Raw genomic sequence first — 17,699 nt, forward strand, 5'->3', positions numbered from 1 at the left:
CAAGGTTATTGATGACCGGGAATCAGGGCATAAAAAAAGCAGGACAGCTGTCCTGCTTTGCTTACATCACATCGTTAGAGGGAGGATGAGACTCATTATTATTGCCAGAGAATGACAACCAGCGAACATTTCTGACAACAAATGCTCCAGCGGGAGCAAAACGCTTCAACAAAACGATCGAACTTTCGTCTGATTACTTACCGTGTGCCTTAGCAATGTCATCGAAAGATATGCCGATGCCATGCGCACGACCAAAGCCAGCCAGCTGATCACCAATCTTCTTGATCTCACCGTTCACAGCTTTTTCAGTTGTCATGATGAAGTTGCCCGAATCGGTCGCAAGACGAACAGGCGTCGCCGCATCAAAAGCTTTGATCGCCGCATTCATATCATCAGCATTGCGTATCGTTTTTGTTTCAATGTTGTCCATAGCAAAAACCTTTTTCAATGAGCCTTAATAAAGGCTAATTAAGACTGGCTCAGTTAGAGCTTGATAGGATTGTTCAGATGTTTGACCGCGTTCATAAACTCGCGGGTCTTCTGCTCAAGCGTGGCTTCAGGGATCAGAAGAATGTTGTCATTGGCATCTTTAGGATTTGCCACTTTCAACGTTTCGTCTTTACCTGCGTTGACCATGGCTTTAACAAGGTCTTCAGGGCGAGTAAACAGATCATCAGAAAGCATAAGTATTGGCCTTAGCACATTAATGAAAAGGTGTATCTCACTCAGGTATTGAGGAGACGCTATAAAGATAGCACTGACCACTTACTTAAGTTATTGCAATTGTGTGAATCTGAACTTGCTAACGACCGCACACTTTGACACTTCATTGAGTTTGTTTCTTAAGAGTGAGGCGATAAGGTTGAGCGTTTGTCATTCTAAATAAAGAGGAACAGATGATAGTCACCATAGAAATTGATGATGATCTGTATCAGAAGGCGATTGCTTATCTTGATCCGTTAATCAATAAGAATGAGATTTTTCAAGAGGCCATGAAAACGTTTGTTCGCGTTGAAGCTGGGAAACGAATGGCCGCATTAGGAGGAACAATGCCTAACCTAAAAGATGTCCCAAGACGAAGGCCAGAGGATAACGATTAATGTCATTATATTCATCCGATTTTTACGCCTGGGCAATGGAACAATCTCAACTAATAAAAGATCGTCAAAATGAGGCGATAGATATCTTTCATTTAGTCGAAGAGATTGAAGGTCTGGCAAACAGAGAAAGAAAAGCGCTCGAATCATCCATTCGGGTTTTATTAGGTCTTTTGCTGAAGTGGAAAGTCAGAAAGAATGATCGTTACGCTATGTTGAGGTTACTCATTAGAGAACAAAGAATGAGAGTGAATGACGTTCTCGATGACAATCCTAGCTTGCGATCTCAAGTAAATGACATCATCCCTCGCGCTTATCGTTATAGTTCTATATTGGCGATAAAAATGACTGGAGTTGACAGTTTTCCTGAAATTTGCCCGTGGGATTTCTGGGAATTCATGGATCCAGAATTCTGGCCTGAATAATCTTTCTTTTTCTCTGAAATCAAAAAGCCCGGAAAATCCGGGCTTTCTTTTAGAAGTTCTCAATCTGCATCGGGATACCATAGCGTTTAGTGATATCCGCTGTAGAGGAATGTAGCGATTGTAAGAACTGATTGAAATCAACCGCTTTGATGAGCACGAACGATTCTATGTCGGTTGTGAACTTAACAGGTGCGCTTTGCGCGGCGTCAACAATCTTTTTCATCTGATCGTTGATATCGGTTAACGGGAACTCTTCCATCTTTCTCTCCTTTGGTTTAGCTGTATTGGGCAATTACGATTCTGACCAGCTGGTGACAATCACTTGCGCACCACCTGGCGATTTGGCTTTCATATAAATCACGACAGGAGGCCGGATCTCAAGAACGAGACCGAACATCGTATGCCAGACTGTGCTATCAGCGGAATCGGCATAGAGAACCGCACCATATACGGCGGTGACATGCGCACCTGTTGATCCATCGGTGATTTGAATAGCATCTGATGTGAGATCGCGAAGATCGGACATGATAACCTCACGTAATAAAGGTGATTTGAGTAATGTAACGGGCTGACCAGTCCAGGGAGGCTAATGGAATCGCTGCCTGGTCATTCACAAAATCAACCGTGACCGTTGAGTTATCAGAGTAATGAATCACGATCCTGGTGGCATTGTCGGTATTCGTCACAAAGGCAGATGCCGATGGCCGGGTGTTTTGTTCATCCGCGTTATTGAATATCGGTGAGGTCGCAATCGTGCCTTGTTCGAGCTGGGGAGCGGTTGATTGCATGTTTGCATTCGTCAGACGACGGAAGACAGAGGCAACACAGACACCCGCTGGCACCGCTGGCGCTTTCTCATAAAGATAGCTCGAAGAGTTTTCGCGCTGGGTATACCAGCGAAGCTGAGATTCGGTGTCATTGGTAAAGGGCTGAACGACCCTCACCCAATCAGTTGTTGTGCCAGGGTCATTATCTGGGACTAAGAACGCGGCATCGGTTTCGTTATATACCGCGACGTTAATCTTACGCAGTTCAACGGAAATCGTCGGAAACTGACTCACGTTTGAGGCGGCGACAGTCACGGTGGTTCCCTGGGAATACATCCAGTTTCCGTCGACACCTGGCTCGTTGATATTCGTCGCCGCTGAATCGAGGGCGTAATTCGTTGATTCGTCTTCAGGTTCATGACGACCGACCGCGATTCCGTTCTGATATTCGAGTGGCCACTCGTTCTCATTGCTGGTTAAGAGATTGCCGCCCAAATCATAAACGGTGTGCGCCGGTCCGATATAGGTCACGCGAGAATCGAGCGTTTCAGCCAGCATATTAATCGGCGTCGGATCTGGAACCTCAGGCGTTGTGGTGACGGAATCACTGTCACTGATGGCTTCATTACCCATATTGCCGGGATTGACACCTGAACGCACCATCTGACCGCCAACAATATAAGCTTGTGGGGAAATTGGCATAGCATCACCGAATAAAAGGGGCGTGATTGAGGATCATTTCGTCATACAAATCGCGCGAAACAAGGACAACCGAAGTCCCGTCATCACGAAACACCTCAACGGGTTCAGCCTCAGCGTGATCGAGATAGGTTTCAACGTCATCGAGAAAAACGGGTTCAGTAATGGTTTTCATGCTTTCATATCCTGTTTGGTTTTTTTCTTGTGACACCCGTCCTCACCACAGCAAAGAATCTGTGTGTTTGAAATGACGTCCTCACCGCCCTGATAAAGCGGAATAATATGATCCAGTTCGAACCCGGACGGATAATCGGTTAACCGACCACACATCACACAGCGGGGATCGCGTTGCCAGACTTTGAAACGGCGTTTTTGTAAGGTCACGCCCGTTATCCGATTATCGGCAATCGTCATCGTTTTCAGGCGATGTGGATTGAGATTCGACAATCGGGGTTTCAATGTTGTCAGTCTGGCCACCGTTCGATGCCCTCATGTAAGCGCCACGCTTTTCTTCGTTCTGTGCGTTTATGTCCATCAGGATGACGTTCAACCACATCGAGATCGGCATGTTCCACCAGCGAAAACGCCGGATAGATCACCTTGCCCTTATTGACATCACTTATCGCATAATCCGCGCCTTTATTCGGATTCCAGTTCAGCAACATCCGTTTCAGGAAAGCGGGTGGAATCGAATAACAGACACCGTGAATCAGACGATTCATCCAGATGTAATCGGTTCGAAACTTATCGGTATCAATCAGCCGCATCGCGATTTCTAACTGACGGTGCGGCGGTCTTCCGGTGCCCAGATAAAACGAAACCACATTGTCAGGGAATCGGTCTAACCAGCTTTCAGCCAGATGTTCAAAGCCATTAACAGGCAAAGCATCATCTTCGAGCACGATCACGCGTTTCGATTGGGTCGCTGCCCATTCTAACGCGCGACGGTGATTCCAGTTGCTGCCATGACGCTCTTCATCAATAAAGAGACGGGCATTCAATCGTTCACCGAGCGCATTGGCGCTATCACGTCGGGAATGATGCCCCACGACACAAAAGTTTATTTGTGCTGCCAAAATGCGTATTCCCTTCCAATTCCGTTTGATTTAAACACCGTGTGAACAGAAGGACCGGTAATCAGCCGATCCTCATGACGATAACCCACCATGCCGAACGCAATCATATCGCCCACAGAAAACGGCTTTTTGCGCTTATCCCAGAAGTTATGCGATTCCACATTTGAATAAATGCGGAGGATAGAATGCGCAAACATCATGACATCCTCACGCGAACCGCCTAGCAATCCGGCGTTCAGCATCACATCATTCGTATGACTGGCAATAAACGCCTGATATTGCGGCTCAGGGTGGTGATGAATCGCCCAGTTATCGGCGTAAGTTTTCGGCTCGCTCCCGACATAGATTTTCCCCTCGATCATGACATCCCAGGGTTCACGAAGCATTTCGACATCGGTTCCATCTGTACACCAGACTTTATCAATCTCAGGGTGGACGCGAAGGTATTGCCAGACGTGAAACCAACGCAGGAAATAAATGTTCATGCTCGATTCACTGACGCGAACCAGTTCAGCGCCTTTCGGTGCCTCTAACAGCTGGTCAGCCATCACCACCGCTTTCGCGCCTGAAATCGAGCTTGCCCAGGCGCTCAAGGCATCAGGATTCGACTCTAAGCGTTTATTTCGCTGTGGATCTGGATAGGCCGTCAGATAACTGGTGATAACCACATGATGTTTATCGCGCAGTGGCACAAATCCGGCATATTCATTATCACGACGATGATTATAAATACCGACATTACGCCGAACCTGTTGATCGCGTTCAGCACGATTAAGTGAACGCTTAATGCTCATGTGTTCATCGAGCGAATAAATCAGTCGACTTGAACCCACAATATCCGCAAAGGCCCAACTGGTTAATCCAGCGTGATAAATGCGAAGGGCTAAATCCGCATGTTCATACATACCACGCTGATAAACCGGGTCAAACCCACCGACCGCCTCAATCGCGGAACGATGGTAATACAACATCACGCCGCGCTGGCCTGTATAGGCGATGTGTTTTTCATCCTGATAGAGAACGGATAAGTCACGTAATTTGATGTTAATCGCCAGATCCAGAAACTGATAAGACAGATGCACCTCTGGCGATTCAATGTAAGGCTTTTCCCAGTCGTGAGAGATTGGCCATGCGTCGTCATCAAATAAAAACAGCTGTTCACACCCTGCATCGAGCAAAGACACCAGACTCGCATTTTTGGCGGCAACAATCCCGCGAGACTGCTCAAAGCGAATCAGCTCAACTGAATCCGGCACCACTGCCGGAATCGTGGAGCCGTCATCAACCACCACCAGCTTCGCACCAGATGGCAAAAATTTAAGGTGGTATTCCAGCGCCTTTTGAAGGGTGTCAGGTCGGTTATGGGTCGTGATGGCCACACCGATTTTTGACACCTCCCGAACGTTAGGCGTGAACCGAACGCCATTAATGACGACTTCCATTCTCTTTCCTGACATTAGGCGTGATTATTGGCAAGGTAATCGAGGAACACGATAAAAGTGGCCAGATCGATATCCATCGGTTCAGTCAGCTCATTTTCTTTTTCATCCTCGTCATGCGGCACATAACGAAGATTCAGAAAATAATGGCCGTCTTTCGGTGCCATTTCAGTTAACACGTCTTTGAGCTTGTTGAACAGCTCGTTGTGTTCGTCGCTGATCGGGCCATCGGCATCGAACATTTCGACATGAAAGCGTTCGTGATTGGTGCGAAGAATCGATTTCAGGCCGTCTTTGCCTACCGTTTTCTTTTGACGCCCTTTCACATTGATGCGTGCTGGAAGCGGAATCGGGAATTCGGTAAAGCCGTTGATCCCGGCGTCGGTGATCTCACCATTTTCGTTATAAACAGCCCAATGTAACGGAGTATTTAAACGTGTGTACCCGTCAGGGCTGAATTCAATTTCTAAGTCGTATTTTAATGTGTCGGGCATCAGGGTTTTACTCATTAAGGTAGTGAGCTTTAAGGGATATCAAAGATAAAAAAGAGTCTCAATGACTTGAGTATTATTTCGCACGGTTTGACACGACTTTACAGATTGAGAAACTACTCTTTGCACTCCGAATAACCACTTAAGGATTTGAAATGCCAGTCATCTTAACTCCTCACCCAGGCGAAGAGATAAAGCGAATGTTGAGATTGCTGAATGTGAATCACAACAGGCTCGCGAATGACATCGGTGAATCGAGCGTTCTGATTGACCGCCTGATCCGGCGTAAAACCCAACTGACGCCGAATCTTGCCATCAAGATCGCCAAAGCAATCAGCACTACACCAGAGGCATTAATGGAAATGCAGGCCAGACACGATATCTCACGCGCGCGTCGGCATGAAAACGCTGAATCTGTGCCGATCTACCCGCTGCCGAAAAGCGAAGACGATCGCTCAGAATGAGCAATTCCTAACCTGAGTTCAGGTAAAGTCACTTCCGGTATTATTAGGGAGTGACTTTTTTTATGCCTGAAAACCTTCATCCACATCCGGGATTGATTCTTAAATGCCGTTTAAGGGAAAAAGGGATCCCCTTTTTTGACCTGGGCGAAAGGGTCGATTTCGATGAAAACAAACTCAAGGACGTCATCGACATGAAAAGGCCAATGTGTCTGTTGCTTTGTGAAAAGCTCTCACGATTTTTCGGCGATGAACTCAGTTTCTGGATAAAGCTTCAGATCAACTATGAACTGAGTCTGGTGGCCTACGAAACCAGTTATCCCAAAGACATCGAAATCGATCCCATGCAATCACCCTTACCGGATCGATTTGGATGAGTAAGGGTGTTCCGGGCGCTGAATGGTGTAAATCATATCGACAAACGCGATAGCGGAAATCACCGATAACAACCCGACCTGAGCGTTTCCTTCCTCAAGCAACGCTTTTGCCTGTAAAAGCTCGTTTCTGACCATCGCGAGCTTTTTCTTTTCAGATTCACGCATCACACTCTCCTTTCAGAATCCCAACGCATCATTTAACCGATCAAGCAGCGTTTGCACAGTCGGAGAGATTGTCTTTCCGGCCAGCGCCACCTGTTGCGCATAATCGAGGATTTTTTCACACCGATCTTTGCTGGTTATAATTCGGGAAATATTCAACAAAATCCGGTTTGCGGTTCGCTTGAAATCGTTCGCGAGCTTTTCCTCAAGGGTGACAGCAATAATATCGTTGATGAATCGGTGATTCTGAAGAATGGGTTCGAGGCGTCGAATGTTCTGAATCAGGCGAATCTGTGCGGTGGTCGGGGCATGTTCAGCAAACCCGATCAGATAGATGGCATCGATCAGGATAATACCGAAAATGATATCTTGTTCATCGCGGGTTACATTTCCAGGCGAATCATACATACTTGCTCCTTCAGGTAGTTGGTCATTGACTTAACGATTTACCCTGAAAGATAAAGCAGTTTTTGAAAAACGATTCCTAGTCTGTGCGATTGCGAAGATAATAATCGATGTCCAGATCGAGACAATCCGCCAGTTCCTGAGCAATAATCTCTTCAGATTCAGTCATATCGCTGTCTGATTCCGCGATATCGAAATAAAGCGTCATCAGACGATGTGATCGTTCTTTATCATCAGGAAGTTGCTCAAGCGAGTAAAAGATATTGTCGAGCGCACTGTGATAATCGCGTTCGAGTTCCGCTTTCTGGCGTTCAGCAAGCTTGCGAGACACAAACCGCGCATCACCTTCTAACCCCATGGCCTCAAAAATGTCATTCAGCATTTCTTTCTGATTCTCGTTGTATTCGCCATTGGCAAACACAGCAAGATACATGACTTTTAAGGAAGCGATCAGCTCGTTAAGGGTCAGTTCAGCCGGAATGTCCACGTTCAACTCCTAGTGTTGCATGAAACAAAGAATTATGATGTAATCATGTTTCATGTTACACGAAAGGAGAATGAAACATGCAATCTACAAGTCGCGTTCAGAAACATCGCGATGCGATGCGGAAAGCCGGAATGAGGCCGATCCAAATCTGGGTTCCTGATACACGTCGAGCTGATTTTGTCGAAACCTGTCGTCGTCAGGCATTGAATATAGCTAAAGCTGAAAACGATCCTGAGTTAGACAGTCTTTTAGAGAGAAGCCTGAATGAAATTGAGGGTTGGGACTGGTGAAAAGAGGAGATATCGTTTCTGTCGCCTCTAACGATGGCGAATTTATCAATAAACCTAGACCAGCACTAATCATTCAGTCTGACAACTTTAATCCATTTAATTCGGTGGTCATTTTGCCCATAACTGGCACGGAATTTAAAGACAGTGATATTTTCCGTGTTGAGCTGGCACCCGATGAAGTGAACAACCTTCGAAAAAAATCGTGGGTAATGATTGATAAAATCAACACTGTTCACAAACATCATCTTGGTGAAGTATTTGGTCAAATTGACCACGCTAAAATGATTGAGGTTGAGCGCTCATTAACTGTGATGTTAGGTATCGGTTAAGTTTTGCCCCGTTTATCGGGGCTTTTTTGTCTGCATCAGAACATAAAGAACTCCGAGCAAAACCGCATCAGAGACGCCAGAGGCGATATTACCCAGAAAATGAAAGATGATGAAAAACGCCAGAAAACCCACGAAATACACTTTATCAGGATATTTATTCAAGATGGTTTTCCAGTCGCAGACCTAACACCAGTGCGATTTGTTCCAGCACTTTCATTTCTGATTTTTCAATCTCGCCATCTGCCTCCGCAATCGCGACGGCGACATCGAGCACATCTTCAGCCTCACGCTGATCGCCCTTCACGTCCTCAATTTCACGCAAAGCAGCGCGACGACCGATTTTGAAATCCGTCTCCAGCAAATTCACGATTCGACTGGAGATCTCAGCCAGCTCAGAGGTGAAATTGTAGAGAACGGGATTCGTTTTCAGAACCTGGTCGATTTTGGCACGTTCCAGCGCATCGCAATTGCCGTCAGCATAGGCCACCAGCCAGGCGGCATTGACGACCGCCTGAGCGAGATCGCGCTTGTCAAATTTGGTGATGTCAGTGGTCATGCGCTTTGCGCGCTTTTTCAAAAATCCGAACATGGGTTTTCCTTTTAGGGGTGAGTCAGTGCCCAGGAGAACACCCACAGAGAGAGACAGGCGAACCCACCTGACTCACCCCGAAAAGGCTCTCTGAATGGTTCGCTTGGGCAAAGCGAGGGTAAAAAAAAAGCCTGAACAAAACGTTCAGGCCTGTCGATAGGTCTACAAATATACTGAGGAATCACACCACGCGTATCAGTAAGGTTTTACCGAGAGCTGTGAGCGCTTTTTGTATTGTGTCAATTTTTGTGGTGTGACTCAAATTGAATATGCGGGTAATTTCCTGTCGCGGAAGATTGAGCATTTTGGCGAGGTCGGTCTGGGAAACGTTCTGTTCTATTACCTCGTTGAGCAACATCACTTTCGCGGCGATGGAACAGGGGATTTCGATCGTCTCGTCTCCGCCGTTTGAGGGTAATGGGATCGGGACTCGATGACAGAAAAATTCATCGAAGACGGCGATCAATGCATCTTGACAGCTGGTCAAGGCTTCCGTTTTCGTGATGCCGTATCCTTGCGCTTCCTGCAAGTCACGACAGAACACGATAAACCCACAGCTGGTGGCCATCACATCAACAGGATAACGCATTGCTTAATCACCGAATCAGTTATGAAGCCGGGATTGTAAGCAGAAAATCTTCTCGAAAACCACACAATTTGAGCAAAAAAAACCCCTGAATCCTCAGGGGTGCAAAGTCTGCAAATGCTACGGTAGGTTTTCACTTTTTCGAACATCCATCAGGTCACAAAGTTAAATTCATCAGAATACAAATTTAACGCTTTGCAAAGCCCTGAAAGAATATCGATTTTCTCTGGAGGGATTTCTTTATTGGATTTCACGACATCAAGCGCCATGTTAACGATTTCGGTGGCCTCTTCATGTTCCAGGTCGAGTCGTGTCAGTTCGGTTAACAATGCCTCTTCGGCATGTTCAGGATTGTTCTCTAACTGTGCTTTCAATTCATCAAGTGCTTCAAGAGAAAAATCGGTTTGGTCATACATCCGTTCGGACTGGTGGATCTGAATGTAAATTTCTTCAAGTTCATTTTCAGTGGGTTTGCCGTTAATCATGCTGACAAGACTCATAGACGCGACGGCAGCAAAAGCGAACTTTTGATCATGATTCAATAAGGGTTCCATAAACTCACTCTCACACATTGGTTATTATTAACAGAACTGCGATTTGTTGCGCAATTCTATCTTTGTCGTGTTATGGCGACCTGTGCAATTTTGCAATTAACTGAAGATCAAAAAATAACCACTTCAAAATGAACTTATTATCCCGTACCGAATAATAAAAAATAAACCGCTCAATTTAATACGTTTTAAAAAATGGCGTCAGTAAACTGGATCTCGATGGTCGTGAGATCGTCGCTATCGTTATCCACAATGTGAAACATTTAGGCCGTCAGGATGACGGCCATTTTTTTGCCCGTCAAAAGATGGGTTCTCTCTCACCCATTCCCACACACACGAGGAAGGAATCCCTGACAGTCGGTTCGGCAGAACAACATGATGGATACCACAACGAAAGAATGAGGAGAGAGAAGAGTCGAAAGTTTGCATATCAACCGGGCTAACGGCGGAGTTCTCACTTTCTGTATTCAGATTATGCCGTTTGTGCCAAAACCGCAAGACGTACAATGAATAAACCGCTCGAATTGATACGTTATTGCGTAATTGCCTTAAACAGGGAATTCGCCACCGATTCCGCTTTATGACATTCCGACACCAGTTCATCGATAATCGGCTTCACGCGACGAAAAAACGTGCGACGCGAAAACTCAGGATTGATTTTCATCACCCCGGCCATCAATTGCGTCACTTTCACTTTCTTGTACCCTTTCCCCTCACATTTGGAACAGGGTTTATCGACAGGCATATTCAGCGCTTTGCTGGCTTTCACATCGCGCACCATGCCGCGACCGTGACAATACGGACACCGTGACCCGGCATCCTCAGCGGTGCGGCAATAAGTTTCGAACGCAAAGAGGGAAATCAGATAGGAAAGCTGTTGACGCTTTCGACCCGGCAGCGCGTTAAACGTGCGCCAGCCCATCAGCCGTTTACGTGCGATTTTCATCAGAAAACCGACGGCTTTGTTTTTTTCGTTCTGGCTGACACCCATTTTGCCAAAGAACGCCGCCATACCAAATCCTTCTTGAGCCTGTGCCAGTCCGATCGCGGCGAGCACCTCCGGCGCACGTAAAGCGTCATTACTCGTTGAGGGAACGTCATCGGTAATCCTTAAGGATTTGGGATAATGAAACCGAAGGGTTTTTTCGAGATTCATATGAACTGTTTTCCTTTCCGTAGTGATAAAAGGTGATCGCCGCGCCGTTTAAAGACATCCGCAATGCGAATCAGATCCGGGATGGAATGTCGGTGAAACACATTATCCACCTCTAACCGGATAACGATAGAGAGACCGAAGCGCTTAATCAGCCCTTTTCTGAGCTGAGGAATGTTCCCGGATAACTCTCTGTTGCAGTGCCAGCAGCAGGTAACACAATTAAAGACATTGAATCGCAGGTGAGAGGCCGAACCGCGAGAGCGGTAATGACTGGCATCCACAAAGGCTCCCGATTTGTTGGGATTGTTATCGTTGAGTTGACAGCCGCAAGCGTGACAAGCCCGACCCTGATCCCGAATGCGTATATAGCGATTAAACGCATTCTGAGCGGCTTTGTTATATTCAGACCAGGTCTTTTGTTGGGTGTGGGATTGAGCGCGTGAAAGACGGCGTTCCGCGCGCGCTTTATGCCGTTCATCCTGAAGACGGTTCCAGGCAAGCGCACAACGGTAGTTGCCGCAAACGTGCTGTGTTGTCATCCAGGGCACAAAGGATGCATTGCAAATCGGACAAATTTTTTCTTTAGCGTAAGCGATCATCAAGATTCCTCGTTTCAGAAATCAGAATGTCGCGGATGATCGGAGAAAAGCCAGCCTGAGCTGGCTAAAAGTGAAAACTTAATTCCAGAGATTATTAATATAAGCGCGGTTCGATCGTGGCACGAATTTTGACACAGGCAAAAAAGCGCTCACGATAAAAAATCGCGGATCCGATGTCAGGTGTTTTTCTGTCGTCACCCCGCGCTTTGCGTAATCGCGTATCAGGCTGTTCGCCTCCACCTCATTCATCGGATAATGTTCAAACCAGGATTTTTTCACGTTAGTCCCTCACAGTTCGGATAAGTTGATCGAAGGTGAAAACTTTGGATTGCTCACGGCATGAATTCACTATGTCATCATACTGACGTTTGTGTTCCTTCGTTCGAACCTGAGGTTTGCGCGGAATATAGTGAGAACCAAATTTCGGATGAAGTGCCGCGATACGGTATTCCGTCGGGAAATTGCGTACCAGCTGGCGGCGCAACGTGCCGATTTTGAACAAGCGGAAAAAGACATCTTTCAATAAATAATACGGAATGTAACTCCGACAGACCTGATAAACGTCCTCGATTGAGCCTTTATCAAACTTTGTCAGAAAATCCATAATGAGGGCTTCGACCTCTTTAATCTGCTCAGGATCCACGTTTTCCATGATTTTTGACCTTCAACAGTTTTTCACCCGCCTCTTCGAGCGCAAGTGAAACATCGTGTAATTTGAATTGCGCCGTTTTAATTCGGGCGCGCGTATTCACCTCTTCCCGCTTGAGATTTTCAAGGCTTTCCGTGCGGCGTTTTATTTCTGAACGCAGGTGACGAAGATCCCAGTCGAGACGCGTTTCACGTTTGGCGATGGAGAGCACATAATCGAACGTATCGAGGGCCGCACCACACAAACGACAGCTGATTGAACGCTCATACTCAGACACAAGGATATTCGTATGAGGGCAATAACGCGCCGTCTCCCTTCGCTCTTCCTCAACGAAATTTTTCATTTCGTTGATATCAGCATTCGGATCAGACCGATCCCAGAGGCTGATGACGTTGTCAGAATCACTCGTCAAAATCACTCCTCCTGTTTGCGTTTCAGGGCGAAAAATTCTGACGTCGTCGGCACCCGTAAGAAACAGCCGATATTGAGACACCAGGCCTCAACTTGCGTCATGAACTGGAACATTTCGCCCGTCCTGAGCTTAGAGGTTTGGCGCAAGGTTTCCTTCACGATCTGAGCGCCTGTTTTTACATCGGTATAACAAATTTCCTCAAACCCCAGAAAGGTGAACTTCATGGCGTCTTTGCACCACTCAGGGGAACAAAACGGTCGCCCTCTGTTAATCAGAAACCGACTGAGTTCACCCATCCAGGCATGAAACATCGCATTCTGATTGAGCGTCCGCTTCTCATGCCAGGGTTCAACTTTTATCAACAAGCGCTGACCGGAATTGATTTCGCGGTCAAGCAGCTTTTTGACAGCCTCACAATTATCGGGGTGAACACAAATCCCCTCTCTGGGTATATGGATCATGATGGATGCAACTGATTTTGTTTAAAGGCGATGCGCTGTCGCGCAATATCAAAATAATCGCTGTCGGATTCCATGCCAATAAAATCAAAGTCCTCGATGACCGCCGCCTTGCCAGTTGACCCACTTCCCATAAACGGATCGAGGATGACGCCGCCTGTGGGTGTCACCAGACGGCAAAGCCAGGCCATCAGGGAGGTCGGTTTAACGGTCGGGTGAGGATTGCGGGTCTGGGTTTCCGACATCATGTGTAACCCCTCGTCGCGGTCTTGTTTGCTGGCTTTGGCACAATAGAAATATCGGGCAACCGATCCTGAATCAGAATATTCCTGACTCATGTGATTATCCATGAGCCATGACGTCCCTTTAACGCTTGCCTGTCGGCTGGCCTCACTGCGATTGCCGTTCGAGGTCGAGTGAGGAAACAGGTTTAAAACCTCCTCTGACCCATCATGACAGAAATTTGCTGGCCACCGACCCGACACAAGAGATCCGACACCGTCCTCCGGCATTCCACACACCGACATATTCAGGCTGAGGCCACCGGGTTTATTGTGAGAACGCGGGTTGTAACGTGTTTCCGTTCCGACACGGGTCGCATTGATATTCATTGCGCCTGTGCCGTGTTTTAAGACGTTCTGAACCACTGACCCTGTGAACGGCTTACGTGCCACACAAATCGGTTCGTGAGCGGGTTTCAGCGCCGTTCCCCAGCCATCCCAGTTCTTTGCATCCTGAGAGGTCGGAACGTGCAAGTCACCCTCCGCGTAAGGGATCACTGTAGGCTTAATGCCTAATGCTTTATCAATCGCACGTCCTAAATTATGGGATTTGGGAAAGCCTGAGCCATAAACCCACATAATCTGATCGCGGATTTCAAATCCAGCCAGACGGATCGCCGTAGTGCCGAGGTCATAGGTGCGCGAACCAAAAAACGAGAGCAAATGACCGCCCGGTTTTAATACCGCTAAACACCGTCGCCAGACCGATGGCCCCGGCACAAAACTATCCCAGGTTTTCCCCATGAACCCTGACCCGCGATGTTCATAGTCATCTCCGTTAAGCCAATGGGTTAACACCTCCGTCATATCCGGTGCCTTGCTTAACCCGTAAGGGGGATCGGTGATAATGCTGTCAACGGAATTTTCAGGAAGGGAATCTAAGAGTTCAAGACAATCACCATGAAGGAGATTTATGTTCATTGGGTTCTCAGCAGTCGAATGAATCGAGAATCGCCTCAAAGAACGCGTTAATAAATTCTGAGGCGAGAGGAGGAACTATGGCATTGCCATAACCGCGCAGTCGTCCCACTCTGGCGGGAATCCCATCAGCCAGCGGGAATGCGCCGGGTTCAATTGGCCTGAACTTACCGTCGCGACATCCGAGCCAGTCAGCATCTGACCAGTATGAGAAATTCGAATAAGCGGCGTCAGTAAACCTTGTTCTGTCGCGTAATCCAGCCTGTCGAACATCCGGTTCTTGCCATCCTTGCGGATAACCGTCGGGCCACTGCCTTTGAAGTCGCTGGTGGTCGGTGTCGACCAGCCCGACCAGTTCGGAGGCTGGCTGAAGATCAGGTAAGGGATATCCGCTAAATCGTGACGATAACTCTCTGTAATATTCGGATTGCGGGTTGTATCGCGTTTGAATCGTGGCATTCGCGCCCCAGAGGTATCGTGTGCTTGTGGCGTTGGCCAGTTGGTGCGCACCAAAGAACAATCGATATCGCTGGTGCGGCGCGCCAACGCTTGCAGCTGGCAGAACGGACGATGCACACCCGTAACCTTGTTTTTCCAGCTCAGTGAATAAATCATCGAGCCACCCTTTCGAAATCGCTGCGTTAACCTGTTCGCCAAACACGACTGGAGGATGACACTGTTCGATAAGGGCGAGGAACGCGGGGGAAAGATGTCGGTCATCGAGCTTTCCTTTCTGGTGCCCTGCCACACTAAACGGCTGACAAGGCGGTGAGCCGGTCCAGATGGGCTGATCGTCAGGAATGCCGGATAAGCGCAAGGCAAGACTCCAGCCACCAATTCCGGCAAAGAAATGACACTGGCGAAAGCCTTTCAGATCGTCAGCGGTGACGGCGGTGATACTGCGTTCATCCACCTCACCAGGGGCGATCAATTTCCTGTCGATAAGCACACGAAGCCAGGCAGCGGATTTTTTGTCCCATTCGTTGTAATACGCGGACATGAAGATCTCATTGAGGGAAAATAAGGGCGCAAGCGCCCTTTTCTTAATGACTGGCTTTGATCATGGCTCGCATATTGGCGAGATAAGACAAAGCGACGTCGGGAGAGGTCACAATCACTTTTTTTTCAACCTGGGGAACAGGTTCAGGAGGAATAAATCCGTTTCGGATTTTTTCTCCCAGTCTTTTTATTTCGGACTCACAGACTTTCATTGTTGCGGAAACGGTCAGTGCAAGCGCGGTCATTTTCGAACTCACCGCTGTCACTAACCAATATTCCGCATGAGACGACCAGGGATATTTTTCAGGGCAAGGATATTGAAACCGCCTTGCCCTGAAATTCATCACGGTGTCATAAAGCTCTTCAGGTTTCGGTAAACCATAAAGCTGAGATTCACCTTCTTTACACCATGAAACGAATTCACCAGGCGAGGGTAAAAACGGTTTTTCATGTTGTCGGGCGCGTCGCATTCCGGCTTCGATCTGGGCAGAACAATAAATATGATTTTCCGCGATGGCTTTGACCCATTGTCGACGGAGTTCGTTTAACTGTTCCTGGTCTTTAATTGTCGCCATCATGGCCGGGAATATGGCTCTGAGTTGTTTGAAAATGTCGTTAAATATCTCTATCGCTTGTGGAGGAATACTGTCAGTTTTCTTTTCTGGGTGCGATTGCGCAATCAATGAAAGTTGAACGGCATCGCGTTGTTTAATGGCTTCCGCGATTTGCTTCATATTTCTAATCCTTCTGCCCAGTCATCATTATCGAAATCAAGATGATGATTTCGCTGATTCGGGGTTCGTGTATTTCTCGCTTGCTGACTCTGGATAAATAAATTATCCCAGTGCTTACGAAGCTTAGAAGGACTTAACACATTAGTTTGCCAGAAGCCATCGGAATTCGCATAACGGAAAACAATCGCGATGGATCGATGATCGACCTCTTTTGCATAACGGATCAGTCGAAGATCGTTTGACCAGGAAGACCAGTTCGGCTCTTTCGTCGCGGGATTCACGGCTAAAACGAGCGAGTAGATCCAATTAGCGAGCCGTAGATCTTCCGTGGTGCCCCAGTGTTTGCCGCTGATTGACTGGATGGCGACATCGGGAGGGAGCTTAGCCTGGGATGCCGTAAAGCGTCGAGACTTTTTCAGTCGTGACGAAGGATCTTTTAAAAGATCATTATTAGATCCAGTATTGTTCTGTGTACCGTCGGGTGTACCGAGGGGTGTACCGAGGGGTGTACCGACCACCAGCCTCAAACCCGCGTCAGGACTGGGTTTAGGTGTACCGTGGGGTGTACCGTGGGGTGTACCGTGGGGTGTACCGTCTTCAGAACCGTCTGAAAAAGGCAAAATATCCTGATATAGACAATAATTTGTGATCGCGATCACGCTTGCCTGGTGATTGGATCGGATTGAGATCATTTTTTCACGTTCGAAGAATTTCAGGATCCTCAGGACATGACGTTTATCTAACGGTATGCCTTCCGGCTTGATTTTACTCCCCAGCATGGCGGCGGTTGTCACCAGCTCGCCAGGATTCAGATCCCATTTCCGACCGATAAAGTCGACGGTACGTTTTTTGAAACTCGCATCGGACAATAATCGAATCCAGAGAGAGAGCTTCAACGGGTCGAGGCTCCAGCTTGCAGACAAAACACTTCGAAACAGTGAAAAATGGCCCTGTTTCTGATTTTGCATTTTTTTACCCCGAGCGAGGGCATCCTGGGTGAAATCATGGAGAGTGAAACGCGGTTTCAAAGCGCCACCTCCAGACATATGAATGCGGGAATAACCTTAGAAACTGTAATGTTTTTTAATGCGCGATTTTTTCTTTTTTCGATTGCAAAGTCGATGTTAGAATAACCGTGAAAAGATTCAGGATTCATGCTTTCCACCTCTGAAAATCAGCGTTGAAGGATCTCTGCCCCACAGAGATCCTTTTTTTATATTGATTCAGATCACTCCCTGAAATGAACAAAGGGAGCGGTTCAG

General features: G+C 47.3%; 31 protein-coding genes. 6 read left to right on the top strand and 25 right to left on the bottom strand.

The genetic code is table 11. From position 1 onward, the window contains the following. Positions 1-193: 193 nt before the first annotated feature. A complete protein-coding gene (locus tag F3J37_RS01215; protein WP_166718865.1) occupies positions 194-430 on the bottom strand; it encodes a hypothetical protein in 237 nt (78 codons plus the stop codon). Between the two features lie 53 nt (positions 431-483). Next, on the bottom strand, positions 484-684 hold the full coding sequence (locus F3J37_RS01220; protein ID WP_166718864.1) for a hypothetical protein: 201 nt from the start codon (positions 682-684) through the stop codon (positions 484-486). Positions 685-896: 212 nt separating this feature from the next. Between F3J37_RS01220 and F3J37_RS01225 the strand changes: the two genes are divergently transcribed. Further along, a complete protein-coding gene (locus tag F3J37_RS01225; RefSeq protein WP_166718863.1) occupies positions 897-1,100 on the top strand; it encodes a type II toxin-antitoxin system VapB family antitoxin in 204 nt (67 codons plus the stop codon). Next, positions 1,100-1,522: a DUF29 domain-containing protein gene (locus F3J37_RS01230; RefSeq protein ID WP_166718862.1), complete on the top strand. Its 423-nt coding sequence runs from the start codon at positions 1,100-1,102 to the stop codon at positions 1,520-1,522. The genes F3J37_RS01225 and F3J37_RS01230 overlap by 1 nt, the downstream gene beginning before the upstream one ends. A gap of 49 nt (positions 1,523-1,571) precedes the next feature. Here F3J37_RS01230 and F3J37_RS01235 read toward each other — a convergent pair whose 3' ends face one another. From F3J37_RS01235 to F3J37_RS01270, 8 genes are read right to left on the bottom strand one after another with little or no spacing between them, the layout of a single operon-like run. Further along, positions 1,572-1,781: a hypothetical protein gene (locus tag F3J37_RS01235; protein WP_166718861.1), complete on the bottom strand. Its 210-nt coding sequence runs from the start codon at positions 1,779-1,781 to the stop codon at positions 1,572-1,574. A gap of 33 nt (positions 1,782-1,814) precedes the next feature. Continuing rightward, on the bottom strand, positions 1,815-2,048 hold the full coding sequence (locus F3J37_RS01240) for a hypothetical protein (protein ID WP_166718860.1): 234 nt from the start codon (positions 2,046-2,048) through the stop codon (positions 1,815-1,817). A 7-nt stretch (positions 2,049-2,055) separates the two neighbouring features. Beyond that, positions 2,056-2,991: a hypothetical protein gene (locus F3J37_RS01245; protein ID WP_166718859.1), complete on the bottom strand. Its 936-nt coding sequence runs from the start codon at positions 2,989-2,991 to the stop codon at positions 2,056-2,058. Positions 2,992-2,995: 4 nt separating this feature from the next. Next, positions 2,996-3,163, bottom strand: a complete 168-nt coding sequence (locus tag F3J37_RS01250) for a hypothetical protein (protein WP_166718858.1) — start codon at positions 3,161-3,163, stop codon at positions 2,996-2,998. Then, positions 3,160-3,465 (bottom strand): HNH endonuclease, encoded by a 306-nt coding sequence (locus F3J37_RS01255; RefSeq protein ID WP_369410638.1) that lies wholly within the window; start codon positions 3,463-3,465, stop codon positions 3,160-3,162. Before F3J37_RS01255 ends, F3J37_RS01250 begins: the two co-directional genes overlap by 4 nt. After that, positions 3,453-4,067 carry a hypothetical protein gene (locus F3J37_RS01260; protein ID WP_166719120.1) on the bottom strand — a complete coding sequence of 205 codons (615 nt, stop codon included), beginning with the start codon at positions 4,065-4,067 and terminating at the stop codon, positions 3,453-3,455. The genes F3J37_RS01255 and F3J37_RS01260 overlap by 13 nt, the downstream gene beginning before the upstream one ends. After that, on the bottom strand, positions 4,049-5,506 hold the full coding sequence (locus F3J37_RS01265; protein WP_166718856.1) for a glycosyltransferase family 2 protein: 1,458 nt from the start codon (positions 5,504-5,506) through the stop codon (positions 4,049-4,051). Before F3J37_RS01265 ends, F3J37_RS01260 begins: the two co-directional genes overlap by 19 nt. A gap of 14 nt (positions 5,507-5,520) precedes the next feature. Continuing rightward, a complete protein-coding gene (locus tag F3J37_RS01270) occupies positions 5,521-6,012 on the bottom strand; it encodes a hypothetical protein (RefSeq protein WP_166718855.1) in 492 nt (163 codons plus the stop codon). A gap of 137 nt (positions 6,013-6,149) precedes the next feature. On the opposite strand from F3J37_RS01270, the gene F3J37_RS01275 reads away from it, so the two are divergent. Together F3J37_RS01275 and F3J37_RS01280 are read left to right on the top strand one after the other, a co-directional pair. Continuing rightward, a complete protein-coding gene (locus F3J37_RS01275) occupies positions 6,150-6,458 on the top strand; it encodes a HigA family addiction module antitoxin (protein ID WP_166718854.1) in 309 nt (102 codons plus the stop codon). 62 nt (positions 6,459-6,520) lie between these two features. Beyond that, positions 6,521-6,832, top strand: coding sequence for a helix-turn-helix transcriptional regulator (locus F3J37_RS01280; RefSeq protein WP_166718853.1), 312 nt, complete (start codon positions 6,521-6,523; stop codon positions 6,830-6,832). Here F3J37_RS01280 and F3J37_RS01285 read toward each other — a convergent pair. The 3 genes from F3J37_RS01285 to F3J37_RS01295 form a co-directional block, all read right to left on the bottom strand. Beyond that, entirely contained in the window at positions 6,812-6,997 is a 186-nt protein-coding gene (locus F3J37_RS01285) for a hypothetical protein (RefSeq protein ID WP_166718852.1), read from the bottom strand. The two genes, F3J37_RS01280 and F3J37_RS01285, sit on opposite strands and share 21 nt — an antisense overlap. A gap of 12 nt (positions 6,998-7,009) precedes the next feature. Further along, complete coding sequence (locus F3J37_RS01290; RefSeq protein WP_166718851.1) at positions 7,010-7,402, bottom strand: hypothetical protein; 393 nt, start codon at positions 7,400-7,402, stop codon at positions 7,010-7,012. Between the two features lie 76 nt (positions 7,403-7,478). Next, positions 7,479-7,886: a TerB family tellurite resistance protein gene (locus F3J37_RS01295; RefSeq protein ID WP_166718850.1), complete on the bottom strand. Its 408-nt coding sequence runs from the start codon at positions 7,884-7,886 to the stop codon at positions 7,479-7,481. Positions 7,887-7,963: 77 nt separating this feature from the next. Here F3J37_RS01295 and F3J37_RS01300 point away from each other — a divergent pair, with 77 nt between their 5' ends. Both F3J37_RS01300 and F3J37_RS01305 read left to right on the top strand, forming a co-directional pair. Next, on the top strand, positions 7,964-8,176 hold the full coding sequence (locus F3J37_RS01300; RefSeq protein ID WP_166718849.1) for an antitoxin MazE family protein: 213 nt from the start codon (positions 7,964-7,966) through the stop codon (positions 8,174-8,176). After that, positions 8,173-8,505 (top strand): type II toxin-antitoxin system PemK/MazF family toxin, encoded by a 333-nt coding sequence (locus tag F3J37_RS01305; RefSeq protein ID WP_166718848.1) that lies wholly within the window; start codon positions 8,173-8,175, stop codon positions 8,503-8,505. The genes F3J37_RS01300 and F3J37_RS01305 overlap by 4 nt, the downstream gene beginning before the upstream one ends. A gap of 154 nt (positions 8,506-8,659) precedes the next feature. On the opposite strand, the gene F3J37_RS01310 is transcribed toward F3J37_RS01305, so the two are convergent. From F3J37_RS01310 to F3J37_RS01365, 12 genes are all read right to left on the bottom strand, one after another. Continuing rightward, positions 8,660-9,094 (bottom strand): tellurite resistance TerB family protein, encoded by a 435-nt coding sequence (locus F3J37_RS01310; RefSeq protein ID WP_166718847.1) that lies wholly within the window; start codon positions 9,092-9,094, stop codon positions 8,660-8,662. Between the two features lie 181 nt (positions 9,095-9,275). Continuing rightward, complete coding sequence (locus F3J37_RS01315) at positions 9,276-9,683, bottom strand: type II toxin-antitoxin system HicB family antitoxin (protein ID WP_166718846.1); 408 nt, start codon at positions 9,681-9,683, stop codon at positions 9,276-9,278. A 149-nt stretch (positions 9,684-9,832) separates the two neighbouring features. Next, positions 9,833-10,234, bottom strand: a complete 402-nt coding sequence (locus F3J37_RS01320) for a tellurite resistance TerB family protein (RefSeq protein WP_166931332.1) — start codon at positions 10,232-10,234, stop codon at positions 9,833-9,835. 529 nt (positions 10,235-10,763) lie between these two features. Further along, positions 10,764-11,387: an antitermination protein Q gene (locus F3J37_RS01325; protein WP_166718844.1), complete on the bottom strand. Its 624-nt coding sequence runs from the start codon at positions 11,385-11,387 to the stop codon at positions 10,764-10,766. Continuing rightward, the gene (locus tag F3J37_RS01330; RefSeq protein ID WP_166718843.1) at positions 11,384-11,986 is read right to left on the bottom strand and encodes a recombination protein NinG; all 603 of its coding nucleotides are present in this window, start codon (positions 11,984-11,986) and stop codon (positions 11,384-11,386) included. The genes F3J37_RS01325 and F3J37_RS01330 overlap by 4 nt, the downstream gene beginning before the upstream one ends. A gap of 280 nt (positions 11,987-12,266) precedes the next feature. After that, positions 12,267-12,638 carry a hypothetical protein gene (locus F3J37_RS01335; protein ID WP_166718842.1) on the bottom strand — a complete coding sequence of 124 codons (372 nt, stop codon included), beginning with the start codon at positions 12,636-12,638 and terminating at the stop codon, positions 12,267-12,269. Next, positions 12,619-13,047: a hypothetical protein gene (locus F3J37_RS01340; protein ID WP_205298837.1), complete on the bottom strand. Its 429-nt coding sequence runs from the start codon at positions 13,045-13,047 to the stop codon at positions 12,619-12,621. Before F3J37_RS01340 ends, F3J37_RS01335 begins: the two co-directional genes overlap by 20 nt. 2 nt (positions 13,048-13,049) lie before the next feature. Then, positions 13,050-13,508, bottom strand: coding sequence for a recombination protein NinB (locus F3J37_RS01345; RefSeq protein WP_166718840.1), 459 nt, complete (start codon positions 13,506-13,508; stop codon positions 13,050-13,052). Then, complete coding sequence (locus tag F3J37_RS01350; RefSeq protein WP_166718839.1) at positions 13,505-14,707, bottom strand: DNA-methyltransferase; 1,203 nt, start codon at positions 14,705-14,707, stop codon at positions 13,505-13,507. Before F3J37_RS01350 ends, F3J37_RS01345 begins: the two co-directional genes overlap by 4 nt. 7 nt (positions 14,708-14,714) lie before the next feature. Continuing rightward, the gene (locus tag F3J37_RS01355; protein ID WP_205298838.1) at positions 14,715-15,704 is read right to left on the bottom strand and encodes a DNA cytosine methyltransferase; all 990 of its coding nucleotides are present in this window, start codon (positions 15,702-15,704) and stop codon (positions 14,715-14,717) included. A 43-nt stretch (positions 15,705-15,747) separates the two neighbouring features. Next, the gene (locus F3J37_RS01360; RefSeq protein WP_166718838.1) at positions 15,748-16,437 is read right to left on the bottom strand and encodes a replication protein P; all 690 of its coding nucleotides are present in this window, start codon (positions 16,435-16,437) and stop codon (positions 15,748-15,750) included. Then, positions 16,434-17,465, bottom strand: coding sequence for a phage replication protein O (locus tag F3J37_RS01365; protein WP_166718837.1), 1,032 nt, complete (start codon positions 17,463-17,465; stop codon positions 16,434-16,436). Before F3J37_RS01365 ends, F3J37_RS01360 begins: the two co-directional genes overlap by 4 nt. Between the last annotated feature and the right edge of the window lie 234 nt (positions 17,466-17,699).

The organism is Candidatus Pantoea communis, from assembly GCF_011752685.1.
Lineage (GTDB): Bacteria > Pseudomonadota > Gammaproteobacteria > Enterobacterales > Enterobacteriaceae > Pantoea > Pantoea communis.